At 64.3% G+C, this 22,164-nt stretch carries 25 protein-coding genes and 1 pseudogene; 14 read left to right on the forward strand and 12 right to left on the reverse strand.

The annotated features are described in order from the left end of the window. Positions 1 to 33: 33 nt before the first annotated feature. The gene (locus tag CK228_RS20160) at positions 34 to 831 is read right to left on the reverse strand and encodes a lytic transglycosylase domain-containing protein (protein ID WP_095774881.1); all 798 of its coding nucleotides are present in this window, start codon (positions 829 to 831) and stop codon (positions 34 to 36) included. Positions 832 to 1,212: 381 nt separating this feature from the next. Between CK228_RS20160 and CK228_RS20165 the strand changes: the two genes are divergently transcribed. The 8 genes and pseudogenes from CK228_RS20165 to CK228_RS20205 all read left to right on the forward strand — a co-directional run bounded on the left by CK228_RS20165 (position 1,213) and on the right by CK228_RS20205 (position 7,832). Continuing rightward, positions 1,213 to 2,310: a putative zinc-binding metallopeptidase gene (locus CK228_RS20165; RefSeq protein ID WP_095788961.1), complete on the forward strand. Its 1,098-nt coding sequence runs from the start codon at positions 1,213 to 1,215 to the stop codon at positions 2,308 to 2,310. Between the two features lie 63 nt (positions 2,311 to 2,373). Beyond that, a complete protein-coding gene (locus CK228_RS20170) occupies positions 2,374 to 2,979 on the forward strand; it encodes a DUF1236 domain-containing protein (RefSeq protein ID WP_095788962.1) in 606 nt (201 codons plus the stop codon). 146 nt (positions 2,980 to 3,125) lie between these two features. After that, positions 3,126 to 3,425 (forward strand): annotated as a pseudogene (locus tag CK228_RS20175) (IS1 family transposase); the annotation flags it as partial. Positions 3,426 to 3,792: 367 nt separating this feature from the next. Then, on the forward strand, positions 3,793 to 4,221 hold the full coding sequence (locus CK228_RS34790) for a hypothetical protein (protein ID WP_143750609.1): 429 nt from the start codon (positions 3,793 to 3,795) through the stop codon (positions 4,219 to 4,221). Positions 4,222 to 4,501: 280 nt separating this feature from the next. Beyond that, complete coding sequence (ffh, locus tag CK228_RS20190; protein ID WP_095788965.1) at positions 4,502 to 6,103, forward strand: signal recognition particle protein; 1,602 nt, start codon at positions 4,502 to 4,504, stop codon at positions 6,101 to 6,103. A gap of 8 nt (positions 6,104 to 6,111) precedes the next feature. Further along, positions 6,112 to 6,438, forward strand: coding sequence for a chorismate mutase (locus CK228_RS20195; RefSeq protein ID WP_095774841.1), 327 nt, complete (start codon positions 6,112 to 6,114; stop codon positions 6,436 to 6,438). 56 nt (positions 6,439 to 6,494) lie between these two features. Further along, positions 6,495 to 6,896 carry a 30S ribosomal protein S16 gene (gene rpsP / locus CK228_RS20200; RefSeq protein ID WP_019862097.1) on the forward strand — a complete coding sequence of 134 codons (402 nt, stop codon included), beginning with the start codon at positions 6,495 to 6,497 and terminating at the stop codon, positions 6,894 to 6,896. A 90-nt stretch (positions 6,897 to 6,986) separates the two neighbouring features. Continuing rightward, entirely contained in the window at positions 6,987 to 7,832 is an 846-nt protein-coding gene (locus CK228_RS20205) for an acyl-CoA thioester hydrolase/BAAT C-terminal domain-containing protein (RefSeq protein ID WP_095788966.1), read from the forward strand. A gap of 65 nt (positions 7,833 to 7,897) precedes the next feature. Here CK228_RS20205 and CK228_RS20210 read toward each other — a convergent pair whose 3' ends face one another. From CK228_RS20210 to CK228_RS20225, 4 genes are all read right to left on the reverse strand, one after another. Continuing rightward, a complete protein-coding gene (locus CK228_RS20210; protein WP_095774843.1) occupies positions 7,898 to 8,161 on the reverse strand; it encodes a YMGG-like glycine zipper-containing protein in 264 nt (87 codons plus the stop codon). Between the two features lie 130 nt (positions 8,162 to 8,291). Then, a complete protein-coding gene (locus tag CK228_RS20215; RefSeq protein WP_095788967.1) occupies positions 8,292 to 8,843 on the reverse strand; it encodes an SRPBCC family protein in 552 nt (183 codons plus the stop codon). 73 nt (positions 8,844 to 8,916) lie between these two features. After that, a complete protein-coding gene (locus tag CK228_RS20220) occupies positions 8,917 to 9,327 on the reverse strand; it encodes a DoxX family protein (protein WP_095788968.1) in 411 nt (136 codons plus the stop codon). Positions 9,328 to 9,459: 132 nt separating this feature from the next. After that, positions 9,460 to 10,365: a bestrophin family protein gene (locus tag CK228_RS20225; RefSeq protein WP_095789047.1), complete on the reverse strand. Its 906-nt coding sequence runs from the start codon at positions 10,363 to 10,365 to the stop codon at positions 9,460 to 9,462. Positions 10,366 to 10,538: 173 nt separating this feature from the next. Here CK228_RS20225 and CK228_RS20230 point away from each other — a divergent pair, with 173 nt between their 5' ends. Beyond that, positions 10,539 to 10,946 carry an ACT domain-containing protein gene (locus tag CK228_RS20230; protein ID WP_095788969.1) on the forward strand — a complete coding sequence of 136 codons (408 nt, stop codon included), beginning with the start codon at positions 10,539 to 10,541 and terminating at the stop codon, positions 10,944 to 10,946. A gap of 2 nt (positions 10,947 to 10,948) precedes the next feature. On the opposite strand, the gene CK228_RS20235 is transcribed toward CK228_RS20230, so the two are convergent. Continuing rightward, positions 10,949 to 11,401: a GNAT family N-acetyltransferase gene (locus tag CK228_RS20235; protein ID WP_095788970.1), complete on the reverse strand. Its 453-nt coding sequence runs from the start codon at positions 11,399 to 11,401 to the stop codon at positions 10,949 to 10,951. 168 nt (positions 11,402 to 11,569) lie between these two features. Next, positions 11,570 to 12,604: an aspartate-semialdehyde dehydrogenase gene (locus CK228_RS20240; protein WP_010912399.1), complete on the reverse strand. Its 1,035-nt coding sequence runs from the start codon at positions 12,602 to 12,604 to the stop codon at positions 11,570 to 11,572. 442 nt (positions 12,605 to 13,046) lie between these two features. On the opposite strand from CK228_RS20240, the gene CK228_RS20250 reads away from it, so the two are divergent. Continuing rightward, on the forward strand, positions 13,047 to 14,930 hold the full coding sequence (locus CK228_RS20250) for a DEAD/DEAH box helicase (protein WP_095788972.1): 1,884 nt from the start codon (positions 13,047 to 13,049) through the stop codon (positions 14,928 to 14,930). Positions 14,931 to 14,932: 2 nt separating this feature from the next. Here CK228_RS20250 and CK228_RS20255 read toward each other — a convergent pair whose 3' ends face one another. Next, on the reverse strand, positions 14,933 to 16,354 hold the full coding sequence (locus tag CK228_RS20255) for a glycosyltransferase (RefSeq protein WP_179295983.1): 1,422 nt from the start codon (positions 16,352 to 16,354) through the stop codon (positions 14,933 to 14,935). Between the two features lie 142 nt (positions 16,355 to 16,496). Here CK228_RS20255 and CK228_RS20260 point away from each other — a divergent pair, with 142 nt between their 5' ends. From CK228_RS20260 to CK228_RS20275, 4 genes are all read left to right on the forward strand, one after another. Further along, positions 16,497 to 17,201: a DUF805 domain-containing protein gene (locus CK228_RS20260; RefSeq protein ID WP_095788974.1), complete on the forward strand. Its 705-nt coding sequence runs from the start codon at positions 16,497 to 16,499 to the stop codon at positions 17,199 to 17,201. Between the two features lie 70 nt (positions 17,202 to 17,271). Next, the gene (locus CK228_RS20265) at positions 17,272 to 17,925 is read left to right on the forward strand and encodes a DUF805 domain-containing protein (protein WP_095788975.1); all 654 of its coding nucleotides are present in this window, start codon (positions 17,272 to 17,274) and stop codon (positions 17,923 to 17,925) included. Between the two features lie 159 nt (positions 17,926 to 18,084). After that, positions 18,085 to 18,513 (forward strand): polyketide cyclase, encoded by a 429-nt coding sequence (locus CK228_RS20270; RefSeq protein WP_095788976.1) that lies wholly within the window; start codon positions 18,085 to 18,087, stop codon positions 18,511 to 18,513. Continuing rightward, the gene (locus tag CK228_RS20275; protein WP_095788977.1) at positions 18,506 to 18,961 is read left to right on the forward strand and encodes a MarR family winged helix-turn-helix transcriptional regulator; all 456 of its coding nucleotides are present in this window, start codon (positions 18,506 to 18,508) and stop codon (positions 18,959 to 18,961) included. Before CK228_RS20270 ends, CK228_RS20275 begins: the two co-directional genes overlap by 8 nt. A 134-nt stretch (positions 18,962 to 19,095) precedes the next feature. On the opposite strand, the gene leuB is transcribed toward CK228_RS20275, so the two are convergent. From leuB to CK228_RS20295, 4 genes are all read right to left on the reverse strand, one after another. Then, positions 19,096 to 20,199, reverse strand: coding sequence for a 3-isopropylmalate dehydrogenase (gene leuB, locus CK228_RS20280; RefSeq protein WP_032932300.1), 1,104 nt, complete (start codon positions 20,197 to 20,199; stop codon positions 19,096 to 19,098). Between the two features lie 85 nt (positions 20,200 to 20,284). Next, a complete protein-coding gene (locus CK228_RS20285; RefSeq protein ID WP_095788978.1) occupies positions 20,285 to 20,635 on the reverse strand; it encodes a VOC family protein in 351 nt (116 codons plus the stop codon). A 4-nt stretch (positions 20,636 to 20,639) separates the two neighbouring features. Further along, on the reverse strand, positions 20,640 to 21,032 hold the full coding sequence (locus tag CK228_RS20290) for a RidA family protein (RefSeq protein WP_095788979.1): 393 nt from the start codon (positions 21,030 to 21,032) through the stop codon (positions 20,640 to 20,642). 145 nt (positions 21,033 to 21,177) lie between these two features. After that, positions 21,178 to 22,113, reverse strand: coding sequence for a hypothetical protein (locus CK228_RS20295; protein WP_095788980.1), 936 nt, complete (start codon positions 22,111 to 22,113; stop codon positions 21,178 to 21,180). Positions 22,114 to 22,164: the final 51 nt, after the last annotated feature.

Consider the following 22,164-nt stretch of genomic DNA (forward strand, 5'->3'; position numbering starts at 1 on the left):
GGAATTGCCTCAAAACAAAGAGTTGGACTTCAATCAGTCGCCGTCGATCGCCGTGGCGATGCGCACGATGGCCTGCTGGTAGACGTTGGCGTCGTTCCAGCCGGCAATTGCGCCGACATTGTCCGCCGCGCTCGCGCCCCGCCGCCAGCCATGGGCCTTGAGGAAGTTGGCGGTGGACGCCAGCGCGGTGGCCTTGTCGCGGAGGTTGCCGCTGCCCACGCCATATTTCAGGACATTCCCGGGCAGGAACTGCGTGTGACCGATCTCGCCATGCGCGGCGCCGACCGACGAGGCGCTCAAGGCGCCGCGATCGACCAGCTTCAGCGCCGCAATGGCATGCGGATGAAAGAATTCCGGGCGGCGGCAATCATAGGCAAGCGTCAAAATGGCCGAGACCGTATTCTGGTTGCCCATGGACGAACCGAAGCCGGTCTCCATGCCCCAGATGGCCAGCAACACACCGGGCGACACGCCGTAATTGCTTTCGATCTGGCTGAACAGCGCCGCGTTCGCCTTTTTCAGCGAACGGCCCTTGGAAATGATCGCCTCGCCGCCACGGCGCTTCATGAAGGCATCCACCGAGCCGCTGAACGCCTTGTGAATGCCGCGGTCGACGGAGATTGTCTTTGTCGCGTAAGTGGCGCCAGCCAAAGCGGCCAGACCCTTGGCGCCGACACCTTCGGACTTGGCCTGTGCGGCGAAGCCCGGTTTCCAGGCGTCGAAGCCGGCACCGGTGCTGCCACAGCTCGCCGCCGCCTGTGCACCCGTCGCCAGCCCAAGCACCGCCACCACCGCGGCCGCTAAAATCCTACCCTTGGCAAGAAATGCCATTTTGTTCTCCTGGTTGCCTGATTCACGTCCCATCAGCGAATTTGCCAGCGAAACGTGCATTTGTCACCGTCCGCGGCACGATGCTGGCGAATGCCGGGGAATTTGCCTACGATCAAGTGATTATTGTGGCGGGGTCGAAATAACCATGGAAGACGTTGATGTCGCATCGGCGGCCGTGCCTGTGCCAGCGCCCGGCATTTCGGTGTGCCTTTCGGCATAGGCGGCGTGATCATCGGCGACGGCGCGGCGGGGCTTGCCACGGCCAGGACCCTGCGTGCCATGGGCCGCATGCGGCGAAACATCATCGACACAGGCGGAACGGCGGCCGGCGCTCGGCGTTGGGCACCTGCCGCCCGCTGGCTCTGAGGTTTTGAGGCCGACATGAAACTGTTCGACTGCCCGCATTGCGGCCATCGTCTCTACTTCGAGAATGCGCAATGCCTGAATTGCTCCAGCCTCGTGCTCTACGATCCCGAGCATGCCCGCTTCGCCCTGTCGGGCGCCGACGGCATCTTCCAGTGCACCAATGCCGATGAATGTGCCTGCAACTGGATGGCCGAACCGGGACATGGGTTTTGCCGCGCCTGCGGGCTGAACCAGCTGATCCCCGATCTTTCCGTCGACGGCAACCGCCGACGCTGGATCCGGGTCGAAGCGGCCAAGAAGCGCGCCATCTATTCGCTGCTCGCCTTCGGCCTGCCGGTGGCGCCCAAACAGGCGCCTGCGGACGAGGTGGGCCTCGCTTTCGACTTCCTCGCCGATCCGATCGGCGGCGGGCCGGGCGGCGAACGCATCCTGACCGGCCATGACAATGGCCTGATAACGCTCAACGTCGCCGAGGCCGATTCAGCCGAGCGCGAGAAGCGTCGCGTCGAGATGGGTGAGAATTACCGGACGCTGCTCGGCCATTTCCGCCACGAGCTCGGCCACTATTACTGGGATCGCCTGATCCGCGACGATCCGCAAAGGCTGGACGCTTTCCGCACTTTGTTCGGCGACGATCGCGCCGATTACGAACAGGCGCTGAAGACCTATTACGCCAATGGTGCCGCGCCCGACTGGCAGCAAAACCACATCTCGGCCTACGCCACCTCGCATCCCTGGGAGGACTGGGCCGAGACCTGGGCCCACCATCTGCACATCACCGACACGCTGGAGATGGTCCACGCGCTGAACTTCCCGCTCGGCCGGCTGGAGACGGTGGAAGCCAATGATTTGCCGCGAGGCGACACCGGCGGCGAACTGCAGGCGGCCCCTTCGGACCCTGCCAACGCGCCCGAGCCCTTCGAAAAGATCCTTGCCCGCTGGCTGGTGCTGTCGGAAGCCTCCAATTCGATCAACCGCTGCATGGGCCTGCCCGACCTCTATCCCTTCGTCATTTCGGACCTGACGGCGCGAAAACTGGCCTTCGTTCACGAGCTTTTGACCGGACTGCCGAAAGGCGCGGGAACAAATCGTGAGTTGGCGCGGGCGTTTTAGCCGGAACGCATGCGCCGCTGCCCCGTTTTCACCGCCGAGGGACCATGAAAACGGAGTGAAGCCATGAAATCCGTCTTGTTGCCCGCAATCGCCGGGATGATGACCGTGATGTCGGGCGCCGCCTTTGCCGACACCGCCGTCTCGGCCGTCACCGATCTCAACGTGCGCGCCGGGCCCGGTCCGCAATATCCTGTCATCGGCGTGCTCGCCGCCGGCCAGTCCGCGACGCTCAATGGCTGTATCGAAAACAGCAAATGGTGCACCATCGCCGAAGCCGGCGGCCAGGGCTGGGTCTATTCCGACTATGTAACGGCCGATTTCAGCGGCAGCCGGGTGATCCTGACGCAGCGTCCGCACGGCTCCAGCGTGGCGATCGTCTCGCCGCCGGAAGACATCGGCAATTATTCGACCGACTATACCGGGGCGATTGTCGCCGGCCAGCCGGCCGAGGACGCCTTTCCTCCGCCTCCGGCCGAGGTCCGCACCTATGTCGACACCCATCGCCTCGACCCCGTCTATCTCGACGGCGAGGTGGTGACCGGCGCGACCCTGCCCGACACGGTCGAGCTGCGCGAGATTCCCGACTACAACTACCGCTATGTCTATGTGAACGGTCAGCCGGCACTGATCGACCCGCAGACGCGGCGCATCATGTACGTGGTGCGGTGACGGCGGTCGCGGCAACAGGTTGCCTATTGGGAAGCGCCACCCCTTTGCGACGGCGTCCTTCTCCCCGTCACTATAGGGGAGAAGATGCCGGCGGGCAGATGAGGGGGGCGCCGAGGTTCCGCCAAAAGCACCGCACTGATCTGGCGCATGTCAGCACGTCGCATGTTGAACGCCAGAACCTCACCATGCGGATGCATATGCGCCGCTTCACGCGCTTAACCAATGCATTCTCGAAGAAGTTCGAAAACCACGTTCACATCGTCGCGCTGTACACCGTCTGGTACAACGTCATTCGCATTCACAAGACGCTGAAAATGTTGCCGGCAATGGCCGCTGGCGTTTCGAATACGCTCTGGTCAATGCACAATCTTTGCGAGAAGATGGACGCCGTCGCGCAGAAGCCGGGTAAGCGCGGCTCTTACAAAAAGCGAGTGGTCGACGGCTAATGCCTACGCAGAAAGCTAGCGACGGGGATTGGAAGCGCTGCGACGAATGCCGCAGCAAATTTGTGGCGTCGTCATCCAAGATGGCGTTCCTATGCCCAGAGTGTTCTCACCATCTCTATGGGTATGAAAACTGTCGCCATGAGTTCGACGGCGCTCGCTGCAAACTGTGCGGATGGAATGGCAGACGGTCGCGCCTTATCCGATCCCTAATTTCAAACTGAGACACTACCGGCCGCTGGCGTCACTGATAAGCTTTGGGAGATTGCGGACATCGTTGCGCCAATCGAGGCGAAAGAAGCCGAGAAGCCGAGAAGCCGAGAAGCCGAGAAGCCGACTGTGCGCGGTCCCTACAGAAAAGGGAAGGCAATTGAAAATCTCTCCAGATGAGTACGATTCTTACAGAGGCTTTTTTCGATACTTCCTCGAAACATTCGAGTCCGACGCACTTCGCGACCCCGCAACCAATCCATTAAACGTATTGGCAAATTTCGAAGCTCGGTCGCCGGCGAAGGCCAGAATAGGATTGGCCCTTGCAATAGGCGATTGCCTCGAAGGCTCACACCGCCTTTCCGTTGAGCAGGTAAGGCTCGCAGATGAGCAACTTCAGCGGAACGGTCTGCCGACAATTTCGTACTTGCGCGCCCGGCATCGGTCGGGCGTCGAGGGCATTCTCAAGCGCAACAAAATCCGAAATGAACGCGAATACTATGCCGTTCGAAATGTGGTCGAGGTTGCTAGCGACGAGAACGGGCGGACCGAGCTTTGGCGCCTGCTAAGTGAGTTTGAAAACATCTGAATTTTCAAACTGAGACACTACCCACCTGGCCCTTGTCTTGACTCCGCGGCCGATTTCCTGTCTACACGCCTCGAATTCCGCGACGAGTATCCCTCCGAGCAAGCCGACCAGGACGCCGAAGCCTCTTTGAGGTGGTGCTGTAAAGAGATCCTGGAGGCCAACACCCGGCAGCGCAATGCGCCCCCGGGTGCTTTTTGGTTTTGGGCTTTGCTTTTGCTTGGACAGTTGGCGCGAACGCATTACCTCTCGGGTCGAATGAACCGAGATCGAAGGACGCAATATGTTTGAATCGCTGCAGGAGCGTCTTGGCTCCATCCTGAACGGCCTGACCGGCCGCGGCGCGCTTTCCGAGGCTGATGTCTCGGCGGCGCTGCGCGAGGTGCGCCGTGCGCTGCTCGAGGCCGACGTGGCGCTCGAAGTGGTGCGCTCCTTCACCGACAAGGTGCGCGAGAAGGCTGTCGGCGCCGCGGTGCTGAAGTCGATCAAGCCCGGCCAGATGGTCGTCAAGATCGTCCATGACGAGCTGGTCGACATGCTGGGCGCCGAGGGCGTCGCCATCGACCTCAATGCGCCGGCCCCCGTCGTTATCATGATGGTCGGCCTGCAGGGCTCCGGCAAGACGACCACTTCGGCCAAGATCGCCAAGCGGCTGACCGAGCGCCAGAACAAGAAGGTTCTGATGGCCTCGCTCGACACGCGGCGGCCCGCCGCGCAGGAGCAGCTGCGCCAGCTCGGCGAGCAGACCAAGGTCGCGACGCTGCCGATCATTGCTGGCCAGAACCCCGTCGACATCGCCAAGCGCGCCGTGCAGGCCGCCAAGCTCGGTGGCCATGACGTCGTCATCCTCGACACCGCCGGCCGCACCCATATCGACGAGCCGCTGATGGTCGAGATGGCCGACATCAAGAAGGTGTCGAGCCCGCACGAGATCCTGCTGGTCGCCGATTCGCTGACCGGCCAGGACGCCGTCAACCTGGCGAAAAGCTTCGACGAGCGCGTCGGCATCACCGGCCTGGTGTTGACCCGCATGGACGGCGATGGCCGCGGCGGTGCCGCGCTTTCGATGCGCGCCGTCACCGGCAAGCCGATCAAGCTGATCGGCACCGGCGAAAAGATGGACGGGCTGGAGGAATTCCACCCCAAGCGCATCGCCGACCGCATCCTCGGCATGGGCGACATCGTCAGCCTGGTCGAGAAGGCCGCCGAGAACATCGACGCCGAGCAGGCGGCGGCGATGGCCAAGAAGATGCAGTCGGGCAAGTTCGACCTGAACGACCTCGCCCAGCAGCTTCAGCAGATGTCGAAAATGGGTGGCATGGGCGGCATCATGGGCATGATGCCCGGCATGGGCAAGATGAAGGACCAGATGGCCGCCGCCGGCCTCGACGACAGGATGTTCGGCCGCCAGCTCGCCATCATCTCCTCGATGACCAAGGCCGAGCGCGCCAATCCCGATATTCTCAAACACTCGCGCAAGAAGCGCATCGCCGCCGGCTCCGGCACCGACGCCGCCGAGATCAACAAGCTGTTGAAGATGCATCGCGGCATGGCCGACATGATGAAGGCGATGGGCGGCAAGGGCAAAGGCGGCGGCCTGATGCGCGGCATGATGGGCGGCCTTGCCTCCAAGATGGGCCTTGGTGGTTTGGGGGGCGGCATGATGCCCGGCGGCATGGGCGGCATGCCCGATCTCTCCAAGATGGACCCCAAGCAGCTCGAAGCCTTGCAGAAGCAGGCGCAGGCCGCCGGCCTCGGCGGCATGAAGGGCATGCCCGGCGGACTTCCTGGCGGCGGCCTGCCAGGCCTGCCCGGCGGCATGAAACTTCCGGGGCTTCCCGGCCTCGGCGGAGGCGGACTGCCGGGCCTTGGCAAGAAGAAGTGAGAATACGGATGAACGAAGAAAAGGACATGGCCGACGCCCGCACCATCCTGGCCGGCTATCGCGCATCGATCGACAACATCGACGCCGCCCTCATCCACATGCTGGCCGAGCGCTTCCGCTGCACCAAGGCGGTCGGCGTGCTGAAGGCCGAGCATGGCCTGCCGCCGGCCGACCCGGCGCGCGAGCAGCAGCAGATCGCCCGTCTGCGCCAGCTGGCCAACGACGCGCATCTCGATCCCGATTTCGCGGAGAAATTCCTCAACTTCGTCGTCCGCGAAGTGATCCGCCACCACGAACAGATCGCCGCTGCCAACGGCGTGACGAAAACCGGCTGAAAACAAAGATTTAGCCGAACCATATCAACGAAATCAGAGCTTTTAGGAGATAAGAAATGGCACTGAAGATCAGACTGGCCCGTGCGGGCTCGAAGAAGCGTCCTTACTACCACGTCGTCGTCGCCGACGCCCGTTCGCCGCGTGACGGCCGGTTCATCGAGTCGCTCGGCTCGTGGAACCCGCTGCTGCCGAAGGACGGCGAGCGCGTCAAGGTCGACGCCGACCGCGTCAAGCACTGGCTGTCGCACGGCGCCCAGCCGACCGACCGCGTGCTGCGCTTCCTCGACGAGGCCGGCCTTGCCAAGCGCGACGCCCGCTCCAACCCGAAGAAGGCCGAGCCGGGCAAGAAGGCGCAGGAACGCGCCGCTTTGCTGAAGAAGGCGCAGGAAGACGCTGCCGCCGCCGTTGCGGCCGCTTCAGCCGCGCCGGCCGAGGCGGAAGCCGCCACCGCCGAATAAAGATCGCTTCATCGCATCGACAAAACGGCGGGCCAGTGCCCGCCGTTTTGCTATTGTGCGCCCGTGCCATGGCGGTATCGGATGGAACGGATGGGCGAACGGCCAGTCACGGAAGAAATCCTGTCCGGCCGCGTTGCCGGAACGCTGCTGCGATGCGCCGACGCCACGACGGGCGTCGTGGTGCTGAGCGGATCCAGCGGCCGTGTCGACGTCGCCCGCGCACGGCTGTTTGCCGGCGAGGGCGCATCCGCTCTAGCGCTGCAGTGGTTCGGCGGCGAAGGCCAGGTCCCCGGCATATGTGAAATCCCTCTGGAGATTTTTTTCGCCGCTACCGACCATTTTGTCGGGCTGGGCTGCCGGCGCATCGTCTATGTCGGCACGTCCAAAGGCGCCGAGGCGGCCTTGCTTGCGGCGGCGCACGACCCGCGCATCGACGCCGTGGCCGCGATCAGCCCGACATCGGTGGTGTGGGGCAATATCGGGCCGGGCCGCGACGGCACCAGCTGGCCCGAGCGATCGTCATGGACGCTGAAGGGGGTGCCGCTCCCGTTCGTTCCGACCGAGCCGAACTGGCGCGCGAGCCATGTCGATGGCCTTGTGTCCTACAGGGGGCTATTCGAGCATTGCCTGGCAAGCTTCAAGCAGGAGGCCGACAAGGCCGCCATTCCCGTCGAGGCTATCTCGGCGCAGCTTGTGCTGGTCGCGGGCGGCGACGACGCGCTGTGGCCCTCGCTCGACTTTGCCCGATCGATTGTTCGGCGTCGAGAAGATGCCGGAAAGGCCACCCGCCTCGTCTCAAACCCCGATGCCGGCCACCGCATTCTCTTGCCGGGTGAAACCACCCCACGGTCCGCATTGCACGCCCATGGCGGCAATGATCAGGCCGATGCGCGTCTCGGCCGCGACGCCTGGGAATTGATCCGGGACCTGTTGTAGGCATTTTCAGACGAAAACGGCGAGCCTGCGCCCGCCGTTTTGCTGTCTTCAGTGCTGCCCGCCGCTCAATAGCCGCTTGGGCAGCGGTCGACATAGACACGGCCATTGCGGTCGCGGTAGCGGCACTGGCCACTTTCGCTGGCGTGGCCGATCAGGGCACCCGCCACGGCGCCAACCGCGCCTCCAACGACAGCGCCCTGGACCGGATCCCCAGCCACGGCCGCGCCGACCGCGGCGCCACCAAGGCCGCCTACAGCAGCGCCTTTTTCCGTCTGCGAACACGCGCCCAACGCCATCGTCAGCACCAGAATGGTAATCGCCTTCTTCATTATGAAATCCTCTCTCTCACGCGGATCGCCGTCCTCGCCGCCATTTCGTTAACTCGCGTGCGGCTGATTTGATCCCTGGGAGAGTGACGATTGGCCGGCTTAGCGTCGACGACGGTTTCGGCACTTGCGATCAAGATTTTGAAATTGTTAGTCTTTGTTGCTCCGTTGTCTGCTTCAGTTTGGCCAGGCCGGCCTCGAAATCCTTGCCGATCAGCTTGTCGAAGTCCATGAATAGGGCCATCAGCTTGGCGATGAACGGTCTTGCGCCGCGCATCGCCCAGGTGACGGTTGTGGCGTCGCCCGATGGCCTAAGCGAAAAATCGACGCTGTTGTTGGCCCGGAACGGCCTCTCGAAATCGAGCTTCAGCGAGATCAGCGAGGACGGCACCGAATTGACGATCTCCATGCGCCCCTTGCCGGCCTTGCCATTGCCTTCCCAGGCATAGACGGCGCCCTTGCCGCTTTGCGCGCCCGAGACCGTGCGCTTCATGTTGGGGTCGAGCTTTTCGTAGGGCGACCATGTCGGCCAGCGGCTGAGATCGTTGATCAGCGGGAAGATCGCCTCCGGCGCAGCCTTGATGGTGGCCGTGCGGGTGGTGACGAAATCATTGGGCCGTGTCGCGGCGTAGATGAGGACGGCGGCGATGAAGACGACCAGGATGATGAGGATGGTGCTGAACATTTTTCTCTCCTCAAAGCAATTTCAGGAAAAGTGTGAAGCGGTTTCCCTCCGGAATTGCGTCAGAACAATGAGACTATCGGCTGAACGGGATCAGTGCGCGCACCTTGGGGTCGCGCAGATAGAGACCGCCCCACAGGATGATGCCGAGATAGACGCCGAACAGTGTGTGGGAGAACAGCGGGCTATCGATGCGCAGCTTTGTAGCGATGGCGCCGCCCATATAGGCGGTGAGCAGGATGGCGCCGAGCACCGAAGTGCGCGGCCAGGCGTAGAGCGCCGTCGAGACCAGGCCGATGACGCCGAGCAGGCGCGCGACATTGGCGTCGGCCGGCCAGCCGAGCGGCACCATGGTCTGGGTGACGATGTCGAGCGGCGGCAGCTTGATGGCGCCGTCGAAGACCATGAACAGGATGATGAGGCCGCTGAGCACGCGGCCGGTCCACAAGGCGCCGGACGAGGCAGGCGCGGTTTCGGAAATGCTCATCGGTGTTCCTCCCTGATGGTTCGAACCCCTTTCGCCGGGGTCGAACCAAGGACGCGGCACGAGGCGGCAATCCTACAGAGGGCTGGGTTTTTTCGATCCGTCCTTTGGCCGGCAGGCAAGCCGAACCGGATTCTAGGAGAAATAAAACTTCTCGGCCGGGAGCATCTTCGGCGGCGCCTCCCCCAGCGCCTCGAACACCGAGATCTCGCAGACGCGGCACAGGCCGTCGAGAGCGAGGTCGTTGGCTTCGGTGCCGAACGGGTCCTCGAGCTCCTCCGAAAGCGCGTCGAGGCCGAAGAAAGTGTAGGCGATCAGCGCCGTGAACAGCGACGTCGCCCAGCCGGTGGTCGAGATCAGCCCGATGGGCAAAAGCAGGCAGACGATATAGGCCGTGCGGTGCACCAGCAGCGTATAGGCGAAAGGCAAGGGCGTGCCGGCGATCCGCTCGCAGCCGGCCTGGATGGCGGTGATCGACGCCAGCCTTTCATCGAGAATGCGGAAGCCGATCGGATCGACGTCGCCCGCCCGGCGCTGCGCATTGGCGCGCCGGCCCATGCGCCGGACCATCTCGTCGGCCGGATTGGCAAAGGCTGCGACCGCCTCCGCCTCGGCGTCGATGAACGCGCGGGCGTCCTTGCTGCTGTCGGTCTTGCGCAGCTGGCCGCGCAGGAAATGGCAGAAGGCCAGCGCCTCCATCAGCAAGGCGCGCTGTTCGGCCGGATCGGGAATGAGGCTGGTCGTGGCGCGCGCCAGGTTGCGGATCTCGAAGACCAGCGTGCCCCACAGCTTGCGCGCTTCCCACCAGCGGTCATAGGCGGCGTTGTTGCGGAACGACAGATAGATGGACAGCGTCACGCCGACCAGCCCGAACGGCGCGATGTTGAAGACGCCGAGATCGAGTTCGAACCATCGCGCCAGGGCCAGGATGACCGCCGAATAGACGGCGAAGCCGAAGATCTGCGGCAGGATGCGCGGCACCACGGAGCCGCGCATGATGAAGAACAGCTGCAGGAAGTTGGGGCGCGGGCGAACGATCATGGACGGCCTTTCACGGGCCGGCATCGGCCCTGAGCTGCTCTATTGTGCGATGCGACAGATCCGCAAGCCCGGCCGCCAGCGACATCGCCATGTCGTGCGCGGTGCGGACTATCGGCATGTGCCGGTTGCGGATATTGAGAAGTCTGTTGCCCGTCCCAGTTCAGGCGAGAAAGATGACCGGCGAGACCGATCTGAAGACATTGTTGGCGTCGATGACGCCGGAATTGCTCGACGGCATCCATGTCTTCGCCACGCTGGCGCCTGGAGTTTCCCAGCCGAAGAACCTCGATCCGGTGATGCTGTTTCGCGAGCGCGCGGGCACGACGCTGATCGTGACCGAGGACGCGGCAAAGGCAGCCGGACTGGCCGCCTCGTTCCGCTGCCGGATGATCACGCTGAACATCCACTCATCGCTGGAAGCCGTCGGCTTCCTCGCCGCCATCGCCACGCGGCTCGCCGCCGCCGGCATGGGCGTCAATCCGGTCTCGGCGTTCTACCACGATCACCTGTTCGTGCCGGCGGAGCGGGCGGAGGAGGCGCTGGGGCTGCTTCATGAGCTGGCCAAGGACAGTGCCGGCTGAAATCAACGCCCGCGTACATACAGAATATCCGGCAGGCCTTCTTCGTTGGTGGTGCCGTCGCCGAACGCTTCCGCGCGGAACCCATGGCGCTCATAGAAGCGCCGGGCGCCGGTGTTGGCCTGGAAGCAATGGAGTTTCACGACCGGCAAAGCAGCGGTCGCGCCGATCAGCAGCCGGCTGCCTATGCCTTGCCCCGTCCAGGCCGGGTCGAGATAAAGTTGTTCCACGCAATCGCCGCTGACGGCAACGAAGCCGACAATCTCGCTGCCGGCTTCGGCGACCGTCACCTGCTGCCGTGGCAGCACGATGTCGCGGAGGAAGGCGAGGTCCTCGGCCGGCGTATGGATGACCGGCATCCAGTCGTAGGCGTCGAGCGCCGCCCGCATGAGCCGGGCAATGGCAGCGGCATCGGAGCCGCTGGCCGGGCGCAGAGTGACAGGCCGAGCACCGTTCATAAAGTAAGCTCAATCCGAGGGGCAGGTGCGGGCTTTCCCTTCTCCCCGTGTGGGAGAAGGAAAAGGTGCCCTTAGCCCGCGACCGCGGGCCGCCGGTCGTCCGGCGCGCCCGCGCAGGGCCAGCCGCGGCAGCGGCGATACGGCCCGTGAGCGAGAAAAGAACCGCCGTCAGGCCGCCTTCTTCTTCGGCTGGATCAAGCCGCGCTCGACCAGGAGCTCGGCGATCTGCACCGCGTTGAGCGCGGCGCCCTTGCGCAGATTGTCGGAGACGACCCACATCGACAGGCCGTTGTCGACGGTCGAATCCTCGCGGATGCGCGAGATGAAGGTGGCGTCCTCGCCGGCCGATTCCAACGGCGTGATGTAGCCGCCGTCCTCGCGCTTGTCCAAGACCTGGCAGCCCGGCGCGTCGCGCAGGATGTCGCGCGCCTCGTCGGCGGTGATCGGCTTCTCGAACTCGATGTTGACCGCTTCCGAATGGCCGATGAACACCGGCACGCGCACGCAGGTCGCCGTCAGCTTGATCTTGGGATCGAGCATCTTCTTGGTCTCGGCGACCATCTTCCACTCTTCCTTGGTGAAGCCGTCGTCGAGGAAGACGTCGATATGCGGAATGACGTTGAAGGCGATGCGCTTGGTGAACTTCTTGACGTCGACCTGGTCGGCGACGAACACCGCACGGGTCTGGGTGAACAGCTCGTCCATGCCTTCCTTGCCGGCGCCCGATACCGACTGGTAGGTGGCGACGACGACGCGCTTGATGGTGGCGAAATCGTGCAGCGGCTTCAGCGCCACGACCAGCTGCGCGGTCGAGCAGTTCGGGTTGGCGATGATGTTCTTGCGCGTGAACAGCGAGATCGCGTCCGGGTTCACTTCCGGCACGATCAGCGGCACGTCCTGGTCGTAGCGGAAGGCCGACGAATTATCGATGACGACGCAGCCCTGCTTGCCGATCTTCGGCGACCATTCCTTGGAGACATTGCCGCCGGCCGACATGACGCATATGTCGGTGTCGGAAAAATCATACTGGTCGAGCGCCTTGACCTTCAGCGTGCGGTCGCCGAACGACACTTCCGTGCCCTGGCTGCGCCGCGACGCCAGCGCCACCACTTCGCTTACCGGAAAGCCGCGCTCTTCCAGTATGTTGAGCATTTCCCGGCCCACATTGCCCGTGGCGCCGACGACTGCAACCTTGAAACTCATAAAGATCTCCTGTCCCTCTCCGCTTGGTTTTTGGAGAAAACCCGCCGGCCAATGCGGGTTCCGTCCCCCGGGCCGGACCCGGGAGAGGGTGGTTAGGCCAAGGGAATCACAACGTTTTGGTGGTGGTTTTCTTGGCCGTGGTTTTGCTGGAACGAGGGGACGCGCCGACGCGCCCGGCCCAATGGTTCGCATTGCGGCTGGGGGCATCGAATGCAAGAAGAGCCATCAAAAGGCCGCGCATCGAAAAACGATCCCGTTCGAAGCGGGCTTTTACGCGGTTTGCGGCAGGAGTCAATGCGCGGCGCGGCGCATGGCCTTCATGGCGCGCCCTGTACAAGAGCGGCGGCAGGAAGTACGAACGGCCAAGATTGTTGGGCTGGCGCGGCGCCGGCCCCGATGTGCTCCATGATGAGCGCAGAACCCTGAATTCCGAAAGAGCGAGATGTCCAACTTTGAAGGTATCGTCCCGGCGCTGGCACAGGCGCTGGAAAAACGCGGCTATTCCGAACTGACGCCGGTGCAGAAGGCGGTGCTGGAACTCGGCCAGGCCGATGCGCTGGTGTCGGCGCAGACCGGCTCCGGCAAGACCGTGGCCTTCGGCCTTGCCATGGCGCCGACGCTTCTCGACGGCGCCGAGCGTTTTGGCCCGGCCACGGCGCCGCTGGCATTGGCGGTGGCGCCGACGCGCGAGCTTGCGCTGCAGGTGACACGGGAACTCGAATGGCTTTACGAGCCGACCGGCGCCACGGTGGCGTCCTGCGTCGGCGGCATGGACATGCGCACCGAGCGGCGCACGCTGGAGCGTGGCGCCCATATCGTCGTCGGCACGCCCGGCCGCCTGCGCGACCACATCACCCGCAACTCGCTCGACATGTCGGCGCTGAAGGCGGTGGTGCTCGACGAGGCCGACGAGATGCTCGATCTCGGTTTTCGCGAGGACCTCGAATTCATCCTCGATGCCGCGCCGGCCGAACGCCGCACGCTGATGTTCTCGGCCACCGTGCCACGCTCCATCGCCACGCTGGCGCAGGGCTATCAGCGCGATGCCGTGCGCATCTCCGCCGCCGGCGAGGAAAAGCAGCATCTCGACATCGAATACCGGGCGCTCAACGTCGCCCAGGCCGACCGCGAGAACGCCATCATCAACGTGCTGCGTTTCTACGAGGCCAAGAACGCGCTGGTGTTCTGCAACACGCGTGCCGCCGTCAATCACCTGACCGCGCGTTTCAACAACCGCAATTTTTCCGTCGTCGCGCTTTCGGGCGAGCTCAGCCAGAACGAGCGCAGCCATGCGCTGCAGGCGATGCGCGACGGCCGCGCAAAAGTATGCATCGCCACCGACGTCGCGGCGCGCGGCATCGACCTGCCCAACCTCGAACTGGTCATCCACGCCGACCTGCCGACCAATCCCGAAACGCTGCTGCACCGCAGCGGCCGCACCGGCCGCGCCGGGCGCAAGGGCGTCAGCGCACTGATCGTGCCGGGCAGCGCCCGCAGGCGCACCGAGCGGCTGTTGCAGAACGCCGGCCTCAAGGCGACCTGGGCGAGCCCGCCCTCCGCCGACGATGTGATGCGCCGCGACGACGAGCGCATCCTCGCCGATCCGGCCTTCGACGAGCCGGTGAAGGACGATGAGCGCGCTTTCATCGACGCGCTTCTCGCCAAGCATGGCCCCGAACAGGTGGCGGCCGCCTTCGTGCGCCAGTGCCGCGCCAGCCGCTCGGCGCCCGAGGACCTCATGGACGTCGCGCCGTTCACGCCTTCGCGTGAAAGACTGGCGCGCGAAAGACCGGCCGGCGAAAATTTCGCGCAGCGCGACGAGGCGCCGAGCCGCCGTGACGATTTCGGCGCCAGCGTCTGGTTCTCGCTGTCGGTCGGACGCCGGCAGAATGCCGAGCCGCGCTGGCTGATCCCGATGCTGTGCCGCACCGGCAGCATCTCGAAGCGCGAGATCGGCGCCATCAAGATGCAGCCGGAAGAAACCTTCGTGCAGATCGCCGCGGACTGGGCCGACCGTTTTCTCGCCGCCATCGGGCCCGACCGCAAACTGCAGGGCAATATCGTGGTCAAGCGGCTCGACGGCACGCCGGACCTGTCGCGGGCCGGCTATCAGCCGCCCAGCCCCGACAAGAAGCCGCATCGCGGCAAGGCGCCATTCGACCCGAACGCGCCGAAGCGCAAATTCGAGAAGCGCGCACCGGCCTCGGTCGACCAGCGCCCGGCAGCCGCGCATGACGCAAAGCCGTGGGCGAAAAAGCCGGGCAAGCCGAAGTTCGACAATGCCGGCCCGCCGAAGCACAAGAAGCCGAAGAAGCGGCCTTCGTAACCCTACGAACGCCGGGACGCGCTCTCTTTCAGGCCGGCCTTGATGGCCGACCAGCTGGCGGCCGCCGGCGTCGGCCGATGGTTTTGGGCGATGCGCTCCGCCAATGAGGAACGCCAGGCATGATCCTCAGCCATCCTGCGGATGGCGGCGTACCAGCCGGCATGGTCTTCGGAATCGATCGCCGGCATCAGCCCGCCGCTCGCTTCGATCAGCGACGGCGCCGTCGACACGATGACCGGAACGCCGAAATCGAGACATTCCGAGGCGCCGTAGCCCCAGCCCTCTATATGCGAGGGAAAAACGCCGAAGGTGGCGCTGCGATAATAGCCTATGAGCTGCTCGTCGCTGACCAGTCCGGTGAAGGTGACCGACTGGAGCAGTTCGGGATGCACCTTGAGAAAAGCACGTAGCGGTTCGATCATCCAGCCCCAGCGCCCGGCGCAGACAAGCCTTGGCAGCTTGACGCCCTCTTCCCGCGCCTGCTGCCAGATCCGCGCCAGCAATATGTGGTTCTTGCGCACTTCGATGGTCGAGCAATAGAACACGAACGGCTCGCCGGCCTCGATGCGCGAGGTCGCGCCGATGCGCGATGCCGTCTCGTGCAGGATGGAAGGCATCGGAAACCGGTACACCACCGGCGCGCCGATGCCGGCCTTGCGCATATATTCGGTCAGCGTCGCGCCGACCTCGTCGGAGGCGCAGAATGCCGGCGCACCGGCGCGCACGAGCTGCTCGAGATCGGAGCCGAAACGGCGCTCGCCGGCGCTCAAGCCGATCAGGTCGGGGCGCAATGCCGTGATGATGTCGTGACACAGGAAGGCAACCTTGCCGGCGCCGCCCGAAACGGCGAACCGGTCTTCCTGGGTCAGGATGTGATGACTGATCAGCACAAGGGCGGGCTCCGTCTCGGCCGGCCGGGCCGGGGCCTCTCGCAAGCCAAGGCGGATCCGCGCCCGCTGGTAGAGGCGATAGGCGCGGATCAACAGCCGCGTCGCCTGCCAGGCGATCCCCATGCCGCCATTGGTCACCGTCCTGGCCAGATGGCGGTCCGCGTCACGCTTGTCCCAGGGCTGCTGCCGCACCGCCTCGAAAGCCCGCGACAGCGCCGCGCGTCTCCCCGGCCACTGCTTGACACGATGCGGTGAAATCTCGCCGGCCGCGACGTGGTCCTGTTCGAAAGGCGCAAGCGGCCGGAACCGGCCTTCGCCTGGCCTGAACGCCACCACCTCCACGTCGGGGTCGGGATCCGCCAACGCCGCATTGACGAGAAAGCTCTCCACCCGTGGAATGCCCGCCAGGCCCTTGCCGGGCGGCCAGAACATCAGGCCGGTCGCATCGATGGCCAGTGCAGGGGCAAGCCTCGCCGGCCTTGCGGCCTGCCCTTCCTCGGTCCCGGCGCTGGCATCGGAATGCTCGACTGTCATGGTCTGCTTCGGTGAAGACGGCTGCACGTCAAGCCTTATGCTCGATTTGCCGCTAATATGGTAGCCATGCCGCACGGTCTTGCCCGTGGGCTCGGCCCCGTGCCACATCTTGGCGGGGACGCGGCGACAAGGGGGGTGGGTGATGCGTGGCGAAGTGCTTCACTATGACGAGGACCAGGGTTTCGGCTTCATCACCGGAGCCGACGGCAACCGCTACACATTCACCCGCGAGAACCTTCGCCGGCAAACCGCGATGCCCAAGGGCACGGCGGTCGAGTTCCAGCCGGGCGGCGGCCAGGCGCGTGACGTCTTCTCGATCGCCACCCAGGCCGCAAGCCCGGCCGCCGGCATAAACCCCGCACCGGCTCAGGCCAATCCCGTACCCGCGGCCGTCGCAGCGCCGGCGCAGCATTTCGGCCGGACGGCCGAGCCGGCAGAGCCCACCGATCTCTGGTCCTATTTCTGGAGCGGTGTGACCCGGAACTACTTCAATTTCGCCGGCCGCGCCCGGCGCAAGGAATATTGGGGCTATTGCCTGTTCTGGACGATCGCGTTGCTGGTGATCGTCGGCATCGGCGTTTTCACCGATGCCGAGATAGGCAATTTCGACAATGCCGAGCTGCCGGCGATGACAGTGGGGCTTTTCGGCATGTTCCTGCTGGCCACCTTCCTGCCCAGCCTCGGCATGATCGTGCGCCGCCTGCACGACCTCGGCCTGACCGGCTGGCTCAGCCTGGTCATCCTGATCCCGACCTTCGGCAGCTTGATCATTCTGGTCTTCGCATTGATCCCGACACAGGGGCGCGAAAACCAGTGGGGGCCAGTGCCGGCGGGGGTCAGAGTTTAGCGTGGCGTGCATATTGCACTTATGAACAACCCTGGGTAGCATGCTGGCGAGGCGATGCAGGGGGAAAGCAATGCGCGGTACGGTGTTTCACTACGATGCGGATCAAGACTACGGCTACATCGACGGCGCTGACGGCAAGCGCTATTTTTTCACACGGACGGATCTGAGCCGGGAGATAGCCCTCGTCAGAGGCCGTCTTGTCGAATTCCAGCCGGACGACGGAACAGCGCGCAACATCGTCGCCGCGAGTTCGCCCGCACCCTCGGCGACCCCTGGCCAGCCTGGTCTTGCCCCTGAAACCCGGCCCACTCGTTCCACAGGTCTGTGGGCATACTTCCTGTGCACGGTCAGTGTGGATTTTTTCAATTTCAAGGGACGCGCCCGCCGCAAGGAATACTGGGCCTTCTGGCTGTGTTCGACCATCCTGGTGTTTGCCATGCTGGGTTTCGGGATACTTGTGGATCTTGCCATCAACGGTTTCCGCGACGTTCCGAGCAGGAACGCGATCGGATTCCTGCCCTTCTTTATTGTCGCGTTGGCGCTCAACCTGCCCTGGATCGCGCTTGCCGTGCGACGTCTTCACGACTTCGGCAAGAGCGGCTGGTTTGTCTTGCTCTGCTTCATCCCAGCCATCGGTGGCGTAGCCGTGCTGGTCTTCGGGCTTGTGCCATCCCAGGCGGGCAAGAACGCCTGGGGGCCGGTGCCCGCGGGGGTCGGAGTTTAACAGCCAGTTTCCCGAGAAAAGGGGTGAGTCACTCCCAAAAAACGATCGTTCGGCCGAACTTCGTCACGGCTGAAGATTCCTCTTGCAATTTAATCCGCGCACAGATAGTCTGTGCACAGATTGAATGGTCGATCAGACAAGATGAATGGAGCCAGGACAATGTGGAGCAATGAATACACCGCGATTTCCTCCCTTCCCTCAGCAGCCATCTGGAACGCGCTGAAGGCGTTGCACGAGGGCCGCCTCACCTATGAAGGGTCCGACACTTTCGTGCTGCACGGACCGTTCGCCAAGGGCACCCGCGTCTCGGTGACGCCGGTCGGGCAGGACACGTTCGAATCGACCATCGTCGATCTCGTCGATAACGTCACCTATGCCGACGAGACGTCGTTCGGTGATACGAAATTGCTGTTCCGGCACACGCTGGTGCCGGTCGAGGGCGGCACGCAGGTGACGCACCGGCTCGAGATTTCCGGCCCCTCGGCAGCCGAGGTCGGACCCGAACTCGGCCCGCAGATCAGCGGCGATTTCGACGTGTCGATGGCTAAATTGTTCGAGCAGGCAAAGGAGTTGGCGAACGGTGGCTGATGGACGGGATTTGAAGACGCGCTTCAGCGGACCTTCGGAGAGCCCCGGCTTGTTGTTGTGGCGAACCACCATGCGCTGGCAGCGCGTCATGACCGCGGCATTGGCGCCGCTCGACCTGACACATGTCCAATTCGTGCTCCTGGCCTCCGCCATGTGGCTGGGCCGCAATGGCGAGCCGCCCAACCAGGTGCAGCTCGCCGCCCAGGCAGGCACCGAGGTGAAGATGACCTCGGACGTCGTTGCCCGGCTCGAGGCCAAGGGTTTGATCGCGCGGGAAGCCGACCCCAGGGATTCGCGTGCCAAGGTGATCCGCGTCACCCCGGCCGGGGCCGCCGCCGCGCAGCGCGCCATCGTTGCCGTGGAGACCGCCGACGCGGCCTTTTTCGAACCGGTGGACGAAGCGCAACTCGTCGGCCTGCTGCGGCAGCTCGCCGGCGAAATACGCTAGAGCAATTCCAGGAAAAGTGTGAGCGGTTTTCCCGGGAAAAGCGCATAGCGCTTTCCCTTGGGAATTGTGTCAAAACAAAGAGTTAGAGCGGTTCGCCGTTTCCATGAAACGGTGAAACGCTCTAAGTGAGCGCGTTAACCCAGGAACTTGGCGATGATCGCGTCGCCCATCTCGACCGTGCCGACCTCGGTCATGCCCGGCGAGAAAATGTCCTTCGTCCGCAGGCCCTGATCGAGCACGGCGGCGATCGCGCCTTCCAGCCTGTCGGCCTCATCGACCATGCCGAAGGAATAGCGCAGGCACATGGCGAAGGAAGCGATCATGGCGATCGGGTTGGCGATGCCCTTGCCGGCGATGTCGGGCGCCGAGCCGTGCACGGGCTCGTAGAGCGCCTTGCGCTTCTTGGTCTTGACGTCTGGCGCGCCGAGCGAGGCGGACGGCAGCATGCCGATCGAGCCGGTCAGCATGGCGGCGATGTCGGACAGCATATCGCCGAACAGATTGTCGGTGACGATGACGTCGAACTGTTTTGGCCAGCGCACCAGCTGCATGCCGCCGGCATCGGCCAGCATGTGGTCGAGCTTGACGTCGGAGTAGCGCGCCTTGTGCGTCTGGGTGACCACCTCGTTCCACAGCACGCCCGACTTCATGACGTTGCGCTTTTCCATCGAGGTCACGTGGTTCTTGCGGGTGCGCGCGAGCTCGAAGGCGACGCCCGAAATGCGCTCGATCTCGAACGTGTCGTAGACCTGGGTGTCGATGCCGCGCTTCTGGCCGTTGCCGAGATCGATGATCTGCTTGGGTTCGCCGAAATAGACGCCGCCGGTCAGCTCGCGCACGATGAGGATGTCTAGGCCTTCGACCACCTCCTGCTTGAGCGAGGAGGACGCGGCGAGTGCCGGATAGCAGATGGCCGGGCGCAGATTGGCGAACAGCTCCATGTCCTTGCGCAGCCGCAGCAGGCCGGCCTCGGGCCGCACCTCGTAAGGCACGGCATCCCATTTCGGTCCGCCGACGGCGCCGAACAGCACCGCGTCCGCCGCCATCGCCTTGGCCATGTCGGCATCGGAGATCGCCGCGCCATGCGCGTCGTAGGCGCAGCCGCCGACCAGGCCCTCATCGGTGGCGAAGCCGCTGCCGAGCTTTTCGTTCATGGCCGATATCAGCTTCTTGACCTCGGCCATGGCCTCGGGGCCGATGCCGTCGCCGGGGAGCAGGAAAAGATGCTTCGTTGCCATGGAAAAACCGTCCCAGAAAGATTTGAACCGCGGCCTTGCTAAACGCCAAGCGCTTGCGGCGCAAGCCTGCGGTTCAGAACCGCGATCACCGATGTGAGAGAATGTTGACCAGCCGGCCCAGGGGATCGCGCACATAGAAGCGCCGCACGCCCCACGGTTCGTCGGCCGGGCCGTATTCGATGGCGAAGCCGGCGGCCTTCATGCCTTCGAGTGCTGCCTCGATATCGTCGACCTCGATCGACAGGTCCGGCACCGGCGTGCCGGAGCCGCCTTGCGCCATGAAAGAGACCTGCACCTGCATCTTTTCCTCGGAGCCGTAAGTGGCGATCCAGCCCTGGTCCATCAGCACGTCGAGGCCAAGCACATCATGGTAGAAGCGCTTCGCCGCCGCCGCATCCTGCGTCTCGATATTGGCCACGATGCGCCGGACCTTCATGATCTCAGCGCCCCGGAGCCGAGCGTCGCAGCGCCGTGACTTCGATCTCGATCTTCATTTCCGGCTTGTTGAGCTGGCACACGATCATCGTCGCCGCCGGCCTGATGTCGCCGAAGGTCTCGCCCAGGATCGGGAAGACCACGTCCACAAAGGCCTGGTCGGTGATGTAGTAATGCGCCCGCACCACGTCTGACATCTCGAAACCGCCATCGGCCAGCGCCTTGCCGATCGTCGCCAGGCAGTTGCGCGTCTGCGCCTCGACCGTCTCCGGCATCGTCATCGACGCGTAATCATAGCCGGTCGTCCCGGACACGAAGCACCAGTCGCCCTGCACCACCGCGCGCGAATAGCCGGCGGTCTTCTCGAAGGGCGAACCGGTGGAGATCAGTTTGCGCATTGGGGGGCCTCCTCGGATTGTGGCCTGCATCTAGCAGGCGGCGCGGCGCGGGTCGTGGGCCAAGCGAGGCGGACCATTGTCACGACGCAGTCCGGAGATCAGCCGGAGGCCTCCTCCCGAAAGCGCGGGGGCTGCGGGGGCCGCCCTAATTTCCCGATGACAGCGCCTTATCCAGTGCTTCCTTGACATCGGTCGGCCATGTCGCCGTCGGCGGCCACGCCGCTGGCTCGCCATTGTCGCCGCGGCGGGCGAAGTAGAGCTTGTGCTTGGCCGGATCGACCGCCATGAAGCCGTCATTGCCGCCGCAATCATGCGGCACGCAGCCACTGGCATAGAAGGCGCCCGACGCGGTCTTTTCCGTGCCGCCGCCGACCAGCAGGCTGGTCGCCATGTCGGGCATGTCCTTGCCGAGCAGCTTTTCGGCTTCCTTGTAGACCGCCTCATTGTGGAAGGCGTCGATGATGTTGTCGTATGTCGACGGGTCGATGTCTTTCCAGTCGGTCCCCGGTTCCGGCATGTAGGTCAGATTGCCGGAGGTGGTCAGCCCCGATGTCGGCGACCATTGCAGGGCCGGCTTCTCATCGCCCGGCAGCAGATAGGGCACGAAATAGATGGCGCTGTCGGAGATCGCCGCCGGCGGCGCGCCGCATTCGTCCTGCTCGACCATCGTGGTCTTGATCTCGCCGTCCTTCGGCTTCCAGACGATCACCTTGGCCGGGCCGCATTGATTGCCGCCGTCGCCGACATCGACCAGCGCCACGTTGACGTCGCCGATCTTCACGATCCTGTCGAAGAAGACATCGTAGTTGCTGGCCAGCTGCTTGCCATCATAGGCGAGCACCTTCTCGCCGTCCTGCTCGGGCTGCGTGATGGTCAGCTGGCCGCCCTCGAACGCTATCGGCGCCTGCTTGTCGTCGTCGGCGGGCGCCGCGTCGCTGGTGCTCGACGATCCCTGGTCGGTCGCCGGCTGGCCGGCCGGCTTCTGGGCTGCGGCTGGCGTCTGCGTCTGCGCAAAGGCACTCACGCTGGGCACCAGCAACAAGGCCAAGCCGCAAACGCCGGCAAGAAGCGAACGTGCCATGACTGTCCCTCCCTTCAGTCGCCACCAAACCCGGCCTGAACCCGGCCGGGC

The organism is Mesorhizobium sp. WSM4312, assembly GCF_002294875.1.
Taxonomy (GTDB): domain Bacteria; phylum Pseudomonadota; class Alphaproteobacteria; order Rhizobiales; family Rhizobiaceae; genus Mesorhizobium.